The organism is Loktanella sp. 3ANDIMAR09, from assembly GCF_001420005.1.
In the GTDB taxonomy this organism is placed as follows: Bacteria; Pseudomonadota; Alphaproteobacteria; order Rhodobacterales; family Rhodobacteraceae; genus Loktanella.
Window position 1 is genome coordinate 56,907 of record NZ_LJAK01000010.1, and the last position, 15,604, is coordinate 72,510.

At 54.8% G+C, this 15,604-nt stretch carries 15 protein-coding genes; 8 read left to right on the forward strand and 7 right to left on the reverse strand.

What is annotated here, in order from left to right; translation table 11 throughout:
* Nucleotides 1-158: 158 nt before the first annotated feature.
* The 4 genes from ccmI to AN189_RS14150 are packed head-to-tail and all read right to left on the reverse strand — an operon-like array spanning nt 159 to nt 4,355.
* Nucleotides 159-1,310 carry a c-type cytochrome biogenesis protein CcmI gene (ccmI, locus tag AN189_RS14135; protein ID WP_056037130.1) on the reverse strand — a complete coding sequence of 384 codons (1,152 nt, stop codon included), beginning with the start codon at nt 1,308-1,310 and terminating at the stop codon, nt 159-161.
* Nucleotides 1,307-1,777 (reverse strand): cytochrome c-type biogenesis protein, encoded by a 471-nt coding sequence (locus AN189_RS14140; protein ID WP_056037134.1) that lies wholly within the window; start codon nt 1,775-1,777, stop codon nt 1,307-1,309. The genes ccmI and AN189_RS14140 overlap by 4 nt, the downstream gene beginning before the upstream one ends.
* Nucleotides 1,774-2,340: a DsbE family thiol:disulfide interchange protein gene (locus AN189_RS14145; protein ID WP_056037141.1), complete on the reverse strand. Its 567-nt coding sequence runs from the start codon at nt 2,338-2,340 to the stop codon at nt 1,774-1,776. Before AN189_RS14145 ends, AN189_RS14140 begins: the two co-directional genes overlap by 4 nt.
* A gap of 2 nt (nt 2,341-2,342) precedes the next feature.
* Nucleotides 2,343-4,355 carry a heme lyase CcmF/NrfE family subunit gene (locus AN189_RS14150; protein ID WP_056037144.1) on the reverse strand — a complete coding sequence of 671 codons (2,013 nt, stop codon included), beginning with the start codon at nt 4,353-4,355 and terminating at the stop codon, nt 2,343-2,345.
* Nucleotides 4,356-4,557: 202 nt separating this feature from the next.
* Between AN189_RS14150 and AN189_RS14155 the strand changes: the two genes are divergently transcribed.
* The 8 genes from AN189_RS14155 (at nt 4,558) to mrdA (ending at nt 13,318) form a co-directional block, all read left to right on the forward strand.
* Nucleotides 4,558-5,136, forward strand: coding sequence for a hypothetical protein (locus tag AN189_RS14155; protein ID WP_056037148.1), 579 nt, complete (start codon nt 4,558-4,560; stop codon nt 5,134-5,136).
* A 15-nt stretch (nt 5,137-5,151) separates the two neighbouring features.
* Nucleotides 5,152-5,619: a rhodanese-like domain-containing protein gene (locus tag AN189_RS14160; protein ID WP_056037152.1), complete on the forward strand. Its 468-nt coding sequence runs from the start codon at nt 5,152-5,154 to the stop codon at nt 5,617-5,619.
* Nucleotides 5,620-5,674: 55 nt separating this feature from the next.
* Nucleotides 5,675-7,069, forward strand: coding sequence for a multicopper oxidase domain-containing protein (locus AN189_RS14165; protein ID WP_253279627.1), 1,395 nt, complete (start codon nt 5,675-5,677; stop codon nt 7,067-7,069).
* Nucleotides 7,070-7,139: 70 nt separating this feature from the next.
* On the forward strand, nt 7,140-7,544 hold the full coding sequence (locus AN189_RS14170; RefSeq protein ID WP_056037158.1) for a DUF6010 family protein: 405 nt from the start codon (nt 7,140-7,142) through the stop codon (nt 7,542-7,544).
* 19 nt (nt 7,545-7,563) lie between these two features.
* On the forward strand, nt 7,564-8,208 hold the full coding sequence (locus tag AN189_RS14175; RefSeq protein WP_056037273.1) for a TVP38/TMEM64 family protein: 645 nt from the start codon (nt 7,564-7,566) through the stop codon (nt 8,206-8,208).
* 89 nt (nt 8,209-8,297) lie between these two features.
* Entirely contained in the window at nt 8,298-8,861 is a 564-nt protein-coding gene (petA, locus tag AN189_RS18840) for a ubiquinol-cytochrome c reductase iron-sulfur subunit (RefSeq protein WP_083484426.1), read from the forward strand.
* A gap of 137 nt (nt 8,862-8,998) precedes the next feature.
* A complete protein-coding gene (locus tag AN189_RS14185; protein WP_056037164.1) occupies nt 8,999-11,356 on the forward strand; it encodes a heavy metal translocating P-type ATPase in 2,358 nt (785 codons plus the stop codon).
* Between the two features lie 24 nt (nt 11,357-11,380).
* A complete protein-coding gene (mrdA, locus tag AN189_RS14190; RefSeq protein WP_056037169.1) occupies nt 11,381-13,318 on the forward strand; it encodes a penicillin-binding protein 2 in 1,938 nt (645 codons plus the stop codon).
* A 51-nt stretch (nt 13,319-13,369) separates the two neighbouring features.
* On the opposite strand, the gene lgt is transcribed toward mrdA, so the two are convergent.
* The 3 genes from lgt to AN189_RS18845 form a co-directional block, all read right to left on the reverse strand.
* A complete protein-coding gene (lgt, locus tag AN189_RS14195) occupies nt 13,370-14,284 on the reverse strand; it encodes a prolipoprotein diacylglyceryl transferase (RefSeq protein WP_056037172.1) in 915 nt (304 codons plus the stop codon).
* A 61-nt stretch (nt 14,285-14,345) separates the two neighbouring features.
* Nucleotides 14,346-14,978, reverse strand: coding sequence for a DUF2182 domain-containing protein (locus AN189_RS14200; RefSeq protein WP_367379444.1), 633 nt, complete (start codon nt 14,976-14,978; stop codon nt 14,346-14,348).
* Between the two features lie 117 nt (nt 14,979-15,095).
* Nucleotides 15,096-15,587, reverse strand: coding sequence for a disulfide bond formation protein B (locus AN189_RS18845; protein ID WP_083484427.1), 492 nt, complete (start codon nt 15,585-15,587; stop codon nt 15,096-15,098).
* Nucleotides 15,588-15,604: the final 17 nt, after the last annotated feature.

Sequence of the window (15,604 nt, forward strand, 5' to 3'; positions counted from 1 at the left end):
TTGCGCCTTTTGTTTTCTAACAAGAGTCGCAGTCGGGGGTAGCGCGCACCCGCGTACATGATAGATTCGCATAATGAAGTTTATGTTAAATAGTTGCACAGATTTTCTAGTTGCTGGGAGGTGTCGTTAATTAATCCCTGCTTACGATTTAACAACGGTCACTGCCTCAATCGCTTGAGCGCATCTGCAATTTCCTGCAATATAGGTGGCCCTAGGTCAGCCGCAAGCTCTTGTGCCCGTTCATACGCCGTAATTGCAGCCTCTGCCTCTCCAAGAACAGAATAGGCATTCCCCAAACGCATCCATCCATCAAGATCATCAGGCTCGTTTTCAAGGCGGTCAGCCAAACGCGCAACCATCGAAAGAATAAACGCCTGCCTGTCATCATCTGACATGTCTTGCGCGTTCGCAATGTCATCCGCTGTGGGGCCCGGTGCATTCACCGTTGGCGCAAAGTCTGCCAATGAAAGTGGTGTCTTCCCAATCCCGTCACCTATGCGGTTTGCCTCTGCCACAAGGCTTTCCATCCAAGGATAAAAGCCATCCGCCGCATCCAGGCGTTCTATCAGCAGGTCATAGCCGCGCAATGACTCGCCCTTTTGCGACAGTGCGACAGCCTTGTAATAGACGCTAGCCGGGTTGCCAGGGTTCATTGCTATTGCGCGATCAATTGCAGCTTCGGCTGGTGGTGTGACCACGCCTTGCTCTGCGTAGATCAGTGCCTCCGCCAACATGGAAAAAACGGCTGAGTCCGCTTCAGGGCGCTCAGAAACAACCTTGAACGCTTCAGCCGCATCTTCAAACCGGCCCATGCGAGTGTAGGTTTGCCCCAAAAGCATCCAACCTTCGCTTGGCCCACCATCTGGATCACTCACAAGCCTCTCGTAGAGCTGGGACGATAAATCGGCGATTTGGGCGGCCTCTTCCCGTTCGGCGGTACGGTCAGCAAAGGCTAGGCTATCGATCTCGGGTGATCCCATCGTCATGTAATAGCCTCCCGCAAACAATGGCACGAAGACAGCGCCAAGGATCAAAACGATGCGGCCGCCGGTGTTCGTCGCAATTCTGCGTGTTTCCGCCTTGCGTGACTGCATCAAAATGCGCCGCTTGATCTCTTGCTCGGCAGCTTTTGCCTCCGCTTCTGAGATAACACCGCGATCCAGATCGCGCTTCACCTCTTCCAACTGATCCAAAAGCACCGCTGGTGTGGTATCTTCGGGAATGGCGGCGATTTGAAACCTCCCGCGCAGTGGCATCGCCATCAGCGTCAGCGCGAACAGGGAAAGAAGTAGGAAGAACAGCCAGATCATGTTTTTTCACTCACTTTGTTCTGCTCGATGAACTGCGCTACTTCTGCTTCTTCAGCAGCAGACAGGCCTGTCACCGTCTTCCGTCTTCGGCTGGCTGACAGCACCACCCATCCAATCAGAAGAGAGGCCAAAGCAAGTATGAAGGGTGCGAGCCACAGTGCTGCCGTTGAGACATTGAACGGAGGGCGCATCAAAACATAGTCACCATATCGCGCATGGACGTAGTCGACTACTTCGACATCACTATCTCCCGCAATCAGACGCTCTCTGACTAGGATGCGCAGGTCACGGGCGACACCGGCGTTTGAGCTATCAATGTCCTGGTTCTGGCAGACGACGCAGCGCAGTTCTTTCGATATCTCCCGCGCGCGTTGCTCTAGCACTGGATCTTGCAATATCTCATCCGGCTCGACCGCAAAAAGGGTTGCGGGCAAGACCAGAAACAACACAACAGCAAGGTGTCTCATCCACCTACCCTTCTTTCCAAGGCACCGGCTTGAACCAGTGCTTCTCTAAACTTTCCGACGGCATCATCACCGACCACAGGACCAACATATCGGTAGAGAACGGTGCCATCCGCTCCGACGATAAATGTCTCAGGGACACCGGAAATGCCCCACTCGATCCCGGCTCTGCCTGTGCTGTCAGCCCCGATCTTTTCGTAAGGGTTGCCGAGTTCGGCCAGCCAGCGCGTTGCATCCTCGGGCTTGTCTTTGTAATTGATCCCGAAAAGACGCTGCCCCTCGCTTTCGACAAGCCGGGTCAGGACCGCATGTTCGGCACGGCATGGCACACACCAAGAGGCAAAGACATTCACGATCACAGGGCCCGGATTGCCAACAAGATCGGTCCGCGCAAAGCTTGGTGTCGCTAATCCCTCGACGTCCATGAGCGTGAACTCTGGCGCCTGTTGGGAAATCAAGACTGAGGGGATATCATTCGGATCCCGGTCTGGATCGAGGCCCCACAAGAAGAACCCTCCAAAGACAACCGCGATCAGTAGCGGAATAAGGGCAAGAGCACGTGTCATCCTTATTCCGCCGGAACCTGCGCCGAATCTGATATCTTCTTGGCCGCACCGCGACGCGGCGCACCAACGCGCAACCGCCGGTCCGAGAGAGATAGCCCACCGCCCAAAACCAGCATGGCTGATCCAATCCAGATGAAATTGACCAAAGGCTCGTAAAGAATGCGCAGTGTCAACGCGCCCCCTGCCCCGGCTTCTTCTGATGCTGGTCTGGCGATAGAAGCGTAAAGGTCACCAGCCATCGTCGAGCGAATAGCGCTTTCAGTCGTGTTGCTTTCCGCCACTGGGTAGTAGCGGCTTTCCGGAAAGAGCTCTGTTACAAAAACCCCGTCTTGTCTAACGGTTAGTTTGCCGCGATCGGCGACATAGTTTGGTCCACGAACCCGTTCAAGGCCCTCGAATGTGACATCAAATCCTGCAATTTCGATCTGGCTGCCCGGCTGAACAAAGACAATCTCCTCAGTCTTCCAAACGCTTGAGCCGATGAAGCCAAACATAGCGACGGCTAGTCCGGTATGTGCGAGTGTCATTCCATAGACTGATCTAGGAAGGTTGGCGGCACGCCTGCGCGACTCTGTGAACGGCACCTCAAACAGTTTAATCCGCACTGTCCACTCTTTGAGGGTCGCCATGAAAAGCCAAATGGCGAGAAGGATGGATAAATAGCCAAGCACCGGACCGCCGCGCACGATGTACCAGACCGCGAGTGTCGCCAGAACTGTCAGAACCGCGACAATCCGCAGCCTTTGAAGTACACCCGGTAGGTCTGCACGTTTCCAAGACAGGAACGGCCCGATGCCCATGACGAAAACCAACGGCAGCATAATCGGTATGAAGGCTGCATTGAAAAATGGCGGCCCGACAGACAGCTTTTGGCCGTCCGTCAACGCTTCATAAAACAGCGGATAAAGTGTTCCAAACAGGACGATGCCTGTCGCTGTCGCAAGGATCAGGTTGTTGATGAGCAAACCTGCCTCTCGGCTGATCGGTTTGAAGATGCCACCTGGTTCCATGACGGGTGCACGCCACGCAAAGAGTGCTAAAGAGCCACCGATCGACACCGCCAGAAGACCCAGAATGTATAAGCCACGTTCAGGATCGACTGCAAAAGCATGAACAGAAGTCAGCAGACCTGACCGAACAATAAATGTACCAAGTAGCGAGAGCGAAAATGTCAGGATCGCCAGCAGGATCGTCCAGCTTTTGAAGGCGTCCCGCTTTTCTGTGACGATGGCAGAATGCAAAAGCGCCGTGCCCATCAACCAAGGCATGAAGCTGACATTCTCAACCGGGTCCCAGAACCACCATCCGCCCCAACCAAGTTCATAGTAGGCCCACCAGGACCCTAGCGCGATGCCAGCGGTAAGGCTGAGCCAAGCCGCGAGCGTCCAAGGGCGGACCCATCTTGCCCAAGCCGCATCTACCCGGCCTTCTATTAAGGCCGCGACGGCGAAGGAAAACACGATGGAGAAGCCGACATACCCAAAATAAAGCAGTGGCGGATGCATCGCCAAGCCGACGTCTTGAAGCAATGGGTTGAGGTCTTGCCCGTCTACCGGGGGTGGGAAAACACGGTCAAACGGGTTCGATGTGAACAGCATGAAGGTGATGAAACCAACGCTGATCCATGCCTGCACAGACAGGGTCCGAGCCTTTAGACTATCCGGGATGTTGGAGCCAAAAACAGAAACAGCGGCACCAAAAACTGTCAAAATTAACACCCAAAGGAGCAACGACCCCTCGTGACTGCCCCAGGACCCTGCGACCTTGAACAGCATGGGTTTGAGCGAATGCGAGTTTTCAACGACGTTCTTGACCGTAAAATCGCTCGTCACGAAAGCCTGCAGCAGAGCAAAGAACGCGATGGATGCAAAAAAGACCTGTCCTAGCGATGACCACTTTGCGGATTGCATCCATAAAATATTGCCACGGGCGGCACCTAGAATTGGCAATACACTTTGAACAATCGCCATGGCAAGTGCAAGCGCCAGCGCGAAGTGACCGATCTCTGGTGTCATGTGAAGCTTACCCTTGGCTAGGTGTTTGCGCGAATGCGAGATGCCTAGAATTTATCAAGTGATGCCGCAGGCTGTTAGGGGTGCGTTTGTCACCTTTTGTAACCAAAATCCGCGACATAACATTACAAAACACCGATGCGTCAGACCTTTACCCGGATGAAGACGATCCCGATATTTGTTGTACAAATGGAAAGGAAAGAAGATGTCGATTAAACGTGTTTTGGTACTCGCTGCGTTGGTTTCAGCCGGAATGTCGCAGATAGTTTATGCTGATGAAGATCCTGGAGACACCTTAGATGCAGATACGGATATGATGTCAGAAATGGATAACGGTAGCGGTATGGGCATGGGTGGCGACGCGTCACAAATGGGAATGATGAACGGCAATATGATGCCCATGATGATGCAGATGCATGAGAACATGATGGGCAGTAGCGGCCAGATGGGTATGATGAATGGTGCCAACCGGATGGCTATGATGGACCGCGATATCATGGGCATGATGATGCCTGACGGTGATCCTAAAAATATGGCACCGCATATGGCGGTCAAGATGCAGGAGTTTGATGCAGACTCTGATGGCGCCTTGACGCTCGAGGAATTTGAAGCACTGCACACCAACGCGGTACGTGACCGGATGGTGGATCGCTTCCAGCATCTTGATGCGGATGCAGATGGTGCAGTCACGCAAGAAGAGATGCAAGCGGCGGGGACGCGGATTGGTGCCATGGGTAACATGTCCGATGACGGTGCCGCAGACCATCATGGTGATGACAATTAAATCAGGAGGCCCGTAATGGCACACTTTCTCACCCGCCGTAAGGTAGTGACGACGTTGGTTGCAACCGCAGTTGCGCCATCGCTCGGGTTAGCGCAGTCATCTGAGATTTGGTCGGTAGGCCAAGCATATGAGGCGCTTAAGGCTGACCAGATCCGTTTGATTGACGTGCGTTCACGCGCGGAGTGGGACGAGACTGGCTTGGCAAAAGGCGCATGGGCGATCAGTCTGCATGAAAACCGGTTCCCAGAGCGCCTATTTGCAGCGCGAGACCTTGCAGATGGCCGACCCGTCGCCCTGACCTGTGCGACTGGTGGGCGATCTGGCAGCGTGATGCGCAGCCTGCGCCAGGCCGGATATACTGGGTTCATTGATGTTTCCGAAGGGATGCTGGGGTCATCATTGGGGCCCGGCTGGATCGCTGCCGGTCTTCCTGTTGTTGATATTGAAACGGCACTGGCGACGTTGCCAGAGAGCCTAGCGTAAGCAAGTAATGCTAAATCGAAGACAAACTCTGCTATGTAGCGCTAGCTTTGGTGCAATGGCTGCACTTCCGGCGCAAGTTACCGCAGAAACGGGAAAGCAACTCACTTATCCGCAGCTTCTGGATGCGACGGCTTCACGGCAATTTCGATTGACAGCGCAAGCTGGAACGACGCGGTTTGACGGTGGCGCAGCCACGCAAACGCAGGGTTACAACCAAAGCTATCTTGGGCCGACCGTGCGGGTCATGGCAGACGCGGACACGCAAGCCAGAGTCAACAATCAGCTCCGCGCACCTGTATCGGCCCATTGGCATGGTTTGCTTGTTCCGGGCGACGTTGATGGCGGGCCGCATCAAGCAATTGCGCCGGGACAGAGCTGGCATCCAGTCTTGTCGCTGGACCAGCCCCCTGCTACGGCGTGGTATCATAGCCATGTCCATGGTACGACGGCGGAACAGGTCATGTTCGGGCTTGCCGGTGTCTTGCATGTGACCGACGGGAGCGATGATAGCCGCGGCCTGCCATCCACCTACGGGGTCGACGATCTGACTCTTGTTTTACAGGATCGCCAGTTCAACTGGCGTGGTCGGATGACATATGACAGCGGCATGCATGAAGCCATGAACGGTTTTGTCGGCGATACCATGGTGGTGAATGGACAGATAGGCGCTACCGCCGCTGTGCCACAGGGCATTGTGCGGTGCCGTCTTGTCAATGGATCTAACGCGCGGATTTATCAGCTTTCACTGTCTGACAATCGACCCATGCATCTGATCGCCACTGATGGCGGCTATCTCGACCGCCCCGTCGCACTCAATGCCTTTTTCCTTGCTCCTGGTGAGCGCGCAGAGGTCCTTGTCGATTTCACAAGTGGTACCAATTGCTCACTTGTTTCCGAAAACATTGCAAATTCTGCAATGGGTGGGATGATGGGTGGGCGTTCTGGCGGCCAGTTTGTGGTTCTGCCATTCGCCATCGATACCACGCTTCCTACACGGATCGACGGCCTGCCCGATAGCCTTGATGGTGCTTTGCCAAACCTGGATATTACTGGCGCATCAGTCAGGGGGTTTTCGCTCGATATGTCCATGGGAATGGGCATGATGATGACACGATCCAACGAGCAGTTTTCAATCAACAATGCTGCTTTTGATGAATCAGCGCTCAACTTCGCCGTGGCACATAACAGTCTCGAACGCTGGATCGTTCAAGGGGACCTGATGATGCATCCATTCCACATTCACGGCGTTCGTTTTCAAGTGCTTTCGGAAAACGGACAGCGGCCAAGGCCGGAGAACCGTGGGTGGAAAGATACCGTATTGGTCAATGGTCAAGTGGAGTTAGCCGTAAGGTTTGAAAAACTGGCCTCACGATCCGCGCCGTATATGTACCACTGTCACATTCTGGAACACGAAGATGGCGGGATGATGGGCCAATTTAGCGTCAGTTAGGCATTTCGTCCTTGACCCTCCCCTGACTGGAACCCGCAAAGGTGATTCCAGAATTTAATGAGAATGCACAATGGAATCAGAATTTCACGTCCGCCGCCCGGCCCTTCTTGGCGGTTTGCTTTTTATCGTCTCGGCACCGGTGCACTTTGTCGTCACGCAAGATGTTTCGATTGCGATTGCGGCAGTCACGTTGGGCATGATTGGAGGTGCTTACATCGGTTTTGGAGCACAGGCAAACGACAGCAAAACGCTAGCGTTGGAGCTACTGGTGGCTGTCCTTTTTGGCATGGCTGCGCTGGCAGGTCTATTGTGGCATTGGATCGCGATCCCGCTCGGCTTGGCCCTGCATGCGATTTGGGATTTACTGCATCATAAACCAATTGTCGGGGCCCGCGTCCCGCGTTGGTACATTCCGTTCTGTGTGATTTACGACCTCTCAGCAGCCATTTTTCTGGTGATGCTCTATGCCTTCTAAGAATGAGAATTTTCGCCGGATGGGTTTCTGGCTCTTCGTTGTTGCGGTTGCTGCCGCTATTGGCGCATGGGTCCTAGGGTATATGCCCCAGATTGACCGTGAGACCATTGAAGGCTGGATCGCTCTCGCTGGGCCGTGGGGCCCTGTTCTAATCATTGTTTTGATGATGGCCGCAGTTGTGGCAAGCCCGATCCCCAGCGCGCCAATTGCATTGGTCAGTGGTGCTGCATACGGCCATGTGGCCGGTGCCATCTATGTAGCCATTGGGTCAGAGCTGGGAGCTTTAGTTGCCTTCCTGATCGCACGCTACTTCGCACGCGATCAAGTTGAGCGCTGGCTTGGTGACAAAGCAACTTATGGCCTGCTTGGCTCGCAAAACTGGTTGATGCTGACGGTCTTTGGTTCCCGCCTATTGCCGTTCATTTCGTTCGACGCGATGAGCTATGCGGCTGGGCTCAGTCGGTTGCATTTGTGGCGCTTTCTGGTCGCAACACTGGCAGGCATTTTGCCTGCCAGCTTCCTTCTCGCGCACTTTGGCGCAGAGGCGATGTCGGGCGATTTCGGCACGTCCGAATGGATTGTTCTGGGCTTGGGACTTATGACTGCTGCTCCGTTCATATTGGGTGCTCTTTGGCACCGCAATAGTCGGGCAAAAACGCAGTGAAGCGCACAGTGTTTCGCCTGCTCCAGTCTGAGGACTGTCTTCGCCGATAGCATTGACCTTCCTGTGGGGGAACGATGTAGCATCGAATCATGGAAAGTGATTTAGACGCCAGCCCCGCACGACGTGATTTTCTTTATTATGCGACTGCCGGTGCAGGCACCGTTGCCGCTGGCGCGGCCATATGGCCCTTAGTCAATCAGATGAACCCATCGGCGGATGTCCTCGCTTTGTCGAGTATTAGGGTTGATGTGTCCAGTGTTGAACCCGGTACCCAACTTACGATCATGCTGTCTGGAAAGCCCGTATTCATTCGCCATCGGACCGAGGAGGAAGTCAATCAGGCGCGTGCGGAGGACCTCAGCGACTTGCCGGATACAAGCGCTAGAAACCCCAACCTGATTGGCGAGGATACTGCTTCGGATGCCAATAGGGTTGTGCCCGGACATGACGCTTTTTTGGTCATGATCGGTGTATGTACGCACCTTGGCTGCGTGCCGCTTGGCAACAGGGCCGGAGACTTTGGCGGCTGGTTCTGCCCCTGCCACGGATCTCACTACGATACTGCCGGTCGCATACGAAAAGGGCCAGCACCAGAAAACCTGCATATTCCAGTTATGTCAGTTTCAGACGATCTGGTTTTGACTTTGGGTTGACCCGTCTCTGTCTGGAAATCGCGAGTAGCGGTGTCGCCGTTACGAAATGATACAATTGGAGAAGACCACCCGCCTTGACCTTCCTGTTGCTGGAATGAGTAGCTTCGTGAGTGTCAAGCACGCGAAGGACCAAGACAATGGCGAACGATCACCAGCACGAACATGGACACGATCATGGGCATCTCCAAGCCCAAGTGCCCAAAAGCGCCAAGACAGATACCGATCCGGTCTGTGGCATGACTGTCGATGTGAATGAAATCACCCGACACGCTGATTATGACGGAGAGCGCTTCCATTTTTGTTCTGAAAACTGCGAAACCAAGTTTGCTACAGATCCCTATTTCTATGCATCGGGAAATGCTCGTAATACACAGATGGTCGATGAGACAGGCACGCAATGGACATGTCCCATGCACCCGGAGATCCTGAAGGATGCTCCAGGCGCGTGCCCCATTTGTGGGATGGCACTTGAGCCAATGGTGCCTTCAGATGAACCCTCCGAGGAATTGACTGACTTTACCAGACGCATGTGGATCAGTGCAGTCGCTGCCGTACCGTTGGTCATATTGACGATGGGTGAGCTGGTCGGCTTGCAGGCACGTGATTGGATTGGCCATCAAACAGCCATCTACATCGAATTTCTGCTGGCCACGCCAATCATACTCTGGGCCGCACTTCCCTTTTTCAGAAGGGGTATAGACTCGATCAAGAACGTGTCGCCAAACATGTGGACGTTAATCGCGCTCGGCGTAGGTGCGGCGTATCTCTATTCGCTGGCAGCGACTTTCCTTCCCGGAATATTCCCCGATGAATACCGCACTGACGAAAGCGTCGGCACCTACTACGAGGCAGCGGTCGTCATCGTTACATTGATCTTTGTTGGCCAAGTGCTTGAACTTCGTGCGCGAGAACGGACCGGTGATGCTATCCGTGCCTTGCTTGACCTCGCGCCCAAGAAAGCGCGTCGTATCTTGCCCGATGGCACCGAATATGACGCACCACTGGAGCATGTTGTGGCAGGAGACATGTTACGTGTCAGGCCAGGCGACAGCATTCCCGTGGACGCCGAAGTGATCGAAGGACGCTCTTCAATTGATGAAAGCATGCTTACTGGTGAACCTTTGCCCGTTGAAAAAGGTGAAGGTGATCGCGTCACAGGCGGGACCTTGAACAAGAACGGCACCTTGGCAATTCGCGCAACGCAAGTTGGGGCGGACACCGTTTTATCGCAGATTGTGGATATGGTTGCGGGGGCCAAACGGTCGCGCGCACCCATTCAGGGATTGGCCGACCGCGTCTCATCGGTTTTTGTGCCAACCGTTGTGGTGATTGCTATCGTTTCATTCTTCGTGTGGCTCACAATTGGGCCTGATCCGGCATTGGCCTTTGCAGTGACGGCGGCTGTTTCGGTGCTGATCATCGCCTGCCCCTGCGCATTGGGTTTGGCGACTCCAATCTCAATCACCACAGCGGCTGGCCGGGGTGCGCAGGCCGGTGTACTGATCAAAGATGCGGAGGCGCTCGAACGGATGGCACGCGTTGACACCGTTATCGTCGATAAGACCGGCACGCTGACCCAAGGACGCCCAACGCTGACGGATGTGGTCGTATCAGGTGACTATTTAGAAAGTGATGTGCTGGCCCTTGCAGCGGCACTGGAGCGTGGATCTGAGCACCCGTTGGCCGAGGCCATAGTTGAAGGGGCGCGCGAGCGCGGCTTATCGTTGGAGAACGCAACAGAATTCGAAGCCATCACCGGCAAAGGGGTGCGAGGTCACGTTCGAGGTCGCAACGTTGCGTTGGGCAACCCTGCGATGATGAATGAAATTGGTGTGGATTACGCACTGGGAGAGAACGCCGCCGATGATCTCCGAGCGTCGGGGAAGACAGCGATGTTCGTCGCGGTTGATGCAAGATTTGCTGGAATTGTTGCGGTAGCCGATCCGATCAAGGAAACTACCGCTGGGGCCATCGAAGATCTCCATCGTCTCGGGCTCCGGGTCATTATGGCCACCGGGGACAACCAGAAAACGGCTGAATCGGTTGCAGAGAAGCTGGGTATTGATGAGGTTCACGCAGGCGTTCTGCCAGAAGATAAAAAGGATCTGGTCGACAAGCTTCGCAAGAATGGCGCGCAAGTCGCAATGGCAGGCGATGGCGTCAACGATGCCCCCGCCCTTGCGGCCGCTGATGTTGGGATCGCCATGAGTACAGGTGCCGATGTCGCGGTGGAAAGCGCTGGTATCACGCTGCTTGGTGGCGATTTGGTTGGTCTCGTGCGTGCGCGGAAACTGGCGAGAGCAACAGTACGCAACATCAAGCAGAACCTGTTTTTTGCATTTGCCTACAACACCGCTGGTGTCCCGGTTGCCGCGGGTATTCTCTACCCGTTTTTTGGATTGCTGCTGTCTCCAATGATTGCGGCGGCAGCAATGAGCCTGTCATCAGTGTCTGTGATTGCGAACGCTTTGCGTTTGCGACGTGTCAAGCTTTAGGAGCCAAATGCGTGGTAAGGTTCCATGGTCCGCAGTACTAAAGATCAAGTCCAGCAGTTCAGAGGTGTCTCAAGGCGCGCGCTCATTGTTGGGATGGGTCAGATCGGCGTGCTGGGCATTATCGGATGGCGCATGCGATCACTCCAGATCGAGAACGCCGATCAGTACCGGCTTCTGGCCGAAGAAAACCGTATCAACGTTCAACTCATTCCTCCATCGCGTGGCCTGATCTTTGATCGCAACGGCATCCTGCTTGCCGAGAACGAACAGAACTATCGTTTGGTCATCACACGCGAAGAGGCTGGTGACCCGGTTGAAGCAATTGCAAGGCTGGCGAACGCGATCGAACTCGATCCCGACGACATCGCGCGCGCCCTTTCTGAGATGGAACAGAAGGCACCATTCATCCCTGTCACACTGAAGGAACGTTTGTCTTGGGACGAAGTCGCTTTCATTAACATCAATGCACCGGCACTGCCGGGTGTACGTTCAGAGGTGGGACTGTCCCGGCTATATCCTCTTGGGGCCGATCTGGCACATGTCGTCGGCTATGTGGGTCCGGTCAGTGATTACGATCTCGGCCGCACAAATGATCCCGATCCGCTATTGCGGATACCGAGGTATCAAATTGGGAAAACAGGCGTAGAGAACAAGCTTGACCGTTCACTAAGAGGCGTCGCTGGTACACGCCAAGTCGAAGTTAATGCGAATGGGCGGATCATTCGCGAACTCGGCCAAGTTGACAGCATGGCTGGTCCAGATGTTCAGCTGACTATCGACACACCTTTGCAAAGCTACGCACAGGCGCGCCTTGCTGGCGAAAGCGCGAGCGCGGTGGTCATGGACATCGAGACCGGAGAACTGCGATGCGTAGCATCTGCGCCAACCTTTGACCCAAATCAGTTTGTTCGGGGGATTTCGGTCCAAAATTGGACCGAGCTGAATGAGGATCCATACCGCCCCTTGGCGGCCAAAGCCTTTCAAGGGACCTATCCGCCCGGATCAACCTACAAGATGATCGTCGCCCTCGCAGCTCTTGAGGCGGGTGTCGTGGCACCTGAAGAGACCGTTTATTGCCCCGGATTTGTGGATGTAGGTGAAACACGTTTCCATTGTTGGAAGCGTGGCGGGCATGGCAACATGAACCTACACGAAAGCCTGAAGCAGTCGTGTGACAGTTATTACTATGAGATCAGCCAACGCGTCGGGATTGACGCGATATCGCAGATGGCGGCCCGGTTTGGTATCGGTGTGCGTCATGACTTGCCGCTGTCGGCGGTAGCACAAGGTCTCAATCCGACGCGCGCGTGGAAACGAAGCGTGCGCGATGAAACGTGGAGGGTGGGTGACACTGTCAACGCGTCAATCGGTCAGGGATATGTTTTGACCTCTCCACTACAGCTCGCAACCATGACGGCGCGCCTTGCGTCGGGGCGAGACATCACACCGCGATTAGTGAAATCGCGACTTGAGGCTGAACCGCCGTCTATGGCAGCAAAACTGCCTGTCAATGAAAACGCCCTAAGGCGCTGCCGCGCAGCCATGGCAGACGTTGTCAATCACAACCGAGGTACCGCGTACCGTTCACGCGTTCTGTCGGCAGGATACAATCTGGCCGGCAAGACTGGGACGAGCCAAGTGCGCCGGATCACGCCGGAGGAACGCGCTCTTGGCATTATTCAGAACGAAGACTTGCCTTGGGAACGAAGGGATCATGCGTTGTTCGTTGGCTTTGGGCCTATCGAAAACCCCAAGTACAGCATCGCCGTGGTGGTTGAACACGGCGGGAGCGGATCACGTGCAGCCGCACCAATCGCGCGGGATATCATGCTGCGCGTGCTTTATGATGGTCGACCGCCGCTTGAAGCCTATCCCGAGGGACAGAGGCCACACATTCTAGAACAGCAAGAGCGGGTGCGCGGACGGGTCATGATGGAAGGTGAAATTAGCGACCGTACATGACGGTTCACTCTTCGAAAGAGGAGTATCATTGAAGAAACGGTCGGTGCCGCGCTAGGGTTGGTTCGGTAGCCCTGCGTTCCTTTGCCAAAGAACAGGCCATAGGATCAATACAACACCAACCAAGATCATTGGAATGGAGAGGCTCTGCCCCATCGTGATGCCCCAGTTTCCCCAGTGCAGTGCATGACCAACCGGATTGTCGGGTTTAACAAACTGCATGTCCGGCTGTCGGAAAAACTCGACAAAAACACGAGAGCTTCCATAACCCAGCAAAAATAGACCAGTAAGCCGACCGGGGGAACGTAACCAACCGCTGCGCCAAGCCAGAAACAGCAGTAATGCCCCGAGTATCAAACCTTCAAGAATAGCTTCGTAAAGTTGAGACGGGTGCCGTGCGCAAACACCAACAACTCCGGGACAGGCCTGCGCCACCTCTCCGGGGAATGCCACACCCCATGGCAGATCGGTCGGCCGCCCCCAAAGCTCGTTGTTGGTGAAGTTCGCCACCCGCCCCAGGAAAAGACCGGGTGGTGTGGCGATTGCCAAAAGATCTGCTGTTGGTAGGACAGCGGCACCTTGCCGATGACAAAAAATCAGCTTTGAGAGAACGACGCCGAGAAATCCGCCGTGAAATGACATGCCACCTTGCCATACCATCAGGATTTCCAGTGGGTTCTCGAGGTAGTATTCCGGCTGGTAAAACAGAACAAATCCCAGCCGCCCCCCGATAATCACGCCCGCGACGATCCAGGTGAACAAGTCTTCCAACTGCCGCTTTGACAACGGTGGTCCAGCCTTTGTCCAGAAATCAGCCCGGCTGATAGTTCTTGCACAAATGCGCCAACCAACAAAGAGCCCAATGATGTAAGCAAGCGCATACCAACGCAGCGCTAGTCGAAATCCACCTAGCTCAAGCGCAAATATCTCGGTCCCGATCTCAGGAAATGGAAGATAGCCGATCATCATTGGTCCCTCGTTTTTTAAAGATTGAGGCGCGCATAGCCGGCTTGCTGGCCCGTGGTGCCCCTCATTGAATGAGGGTGAAAATGCCCCAGGAGATCAGGCCCACGCCGAGTGGTCGCGTCAGGTATCTACCCACCTGTGGTAGCTTTTCCAATGTCATCAAGAGCGTCGCGCCCCCCATCCAAAGTAAATCCATGACTCCACCAACAAAGCCAATGACCATGAGCCCCCAACAGCAGGCGACGCAATACGCGCCGTGGTGCAGTCCCATGTAGACCCCGCCAGAGAAGCCCGTCCGCCAGTGTGCGAGGAACTGGAATGTCGGCGACCTGCAGTGATCCAAGCATCGATCCTTGAGAGCGGTAAACTGATAGATACCGGCTGACAGCAGCAGGCCCGCCGAGAAATACTTCGATACGGACTGTCCCATAGCCGTTAGCAAGCCAACTTCGATCAGCCGATACTGCGCGAATGCGATCAACCCCGCGAAACCCACCCAAACAACAAAGAAGCCCAGGACCACGCCGATGGAACCTGATCTGCTCCCATCGGCCGATGTAATCAGGTCTTCATAAGCGCGCATAGTTGGGACAAAAGTCGGGCCCATCATCGCCGCCATCATGATCGCCCACATTGAGAGTAGACCCAGATACTTGCTAGGCATCATCGACATTGGCGCGATTGTCATGCTGAACATGACCCACCAAGCCCACAGCACAATTGCAAAGAACCCCAACCAAAATGTGTTTCGAAGTATTACTTGCTGCATAAGCCGTGTCCGTTTGTTAGGGGGTCAATTGCGCGGAACTGCGCCTCAGACAGATGCACGCGAACGGTAAGCCAATACTGCAGCGATAACCCAGAAGACCGCGATCATCAGGCTAAAAATCGCATTCCAACTTGCCATCGAAAGGCTGAGAAACTCCCAGACGACTTCATCACACATTACAACGTTTGAGGGCCCGCTAGTTGATAGCAACTGTTGTCCTGACAGGCCCAACATGTCGAAACCTGAACCAGTACATGTGCTTGGCCCTTCCCACCAGCCGCGTTCGACACCGGAGTGATATAGCCCCAAGCCAGCCGTGGTTGCCGCCGCTGCCGCGCCAAGTAAATAGATTCCGATGTGTCGCAGGCCGAAGAGGACAACCAATCCCAAGAGAATGGCAATTGCATGCGGATAACGTTGCCAAATGCACATCGCACAAGGCGCGTATCCAAGTGCTTGGAATATCCATGCGCCCGAAAGCAGGGACAGTGAGCCCGCGGATGCCAGAATAGCAACGTGGTGCGATTTGTATGTCATATGAAGTTACTCAGGTG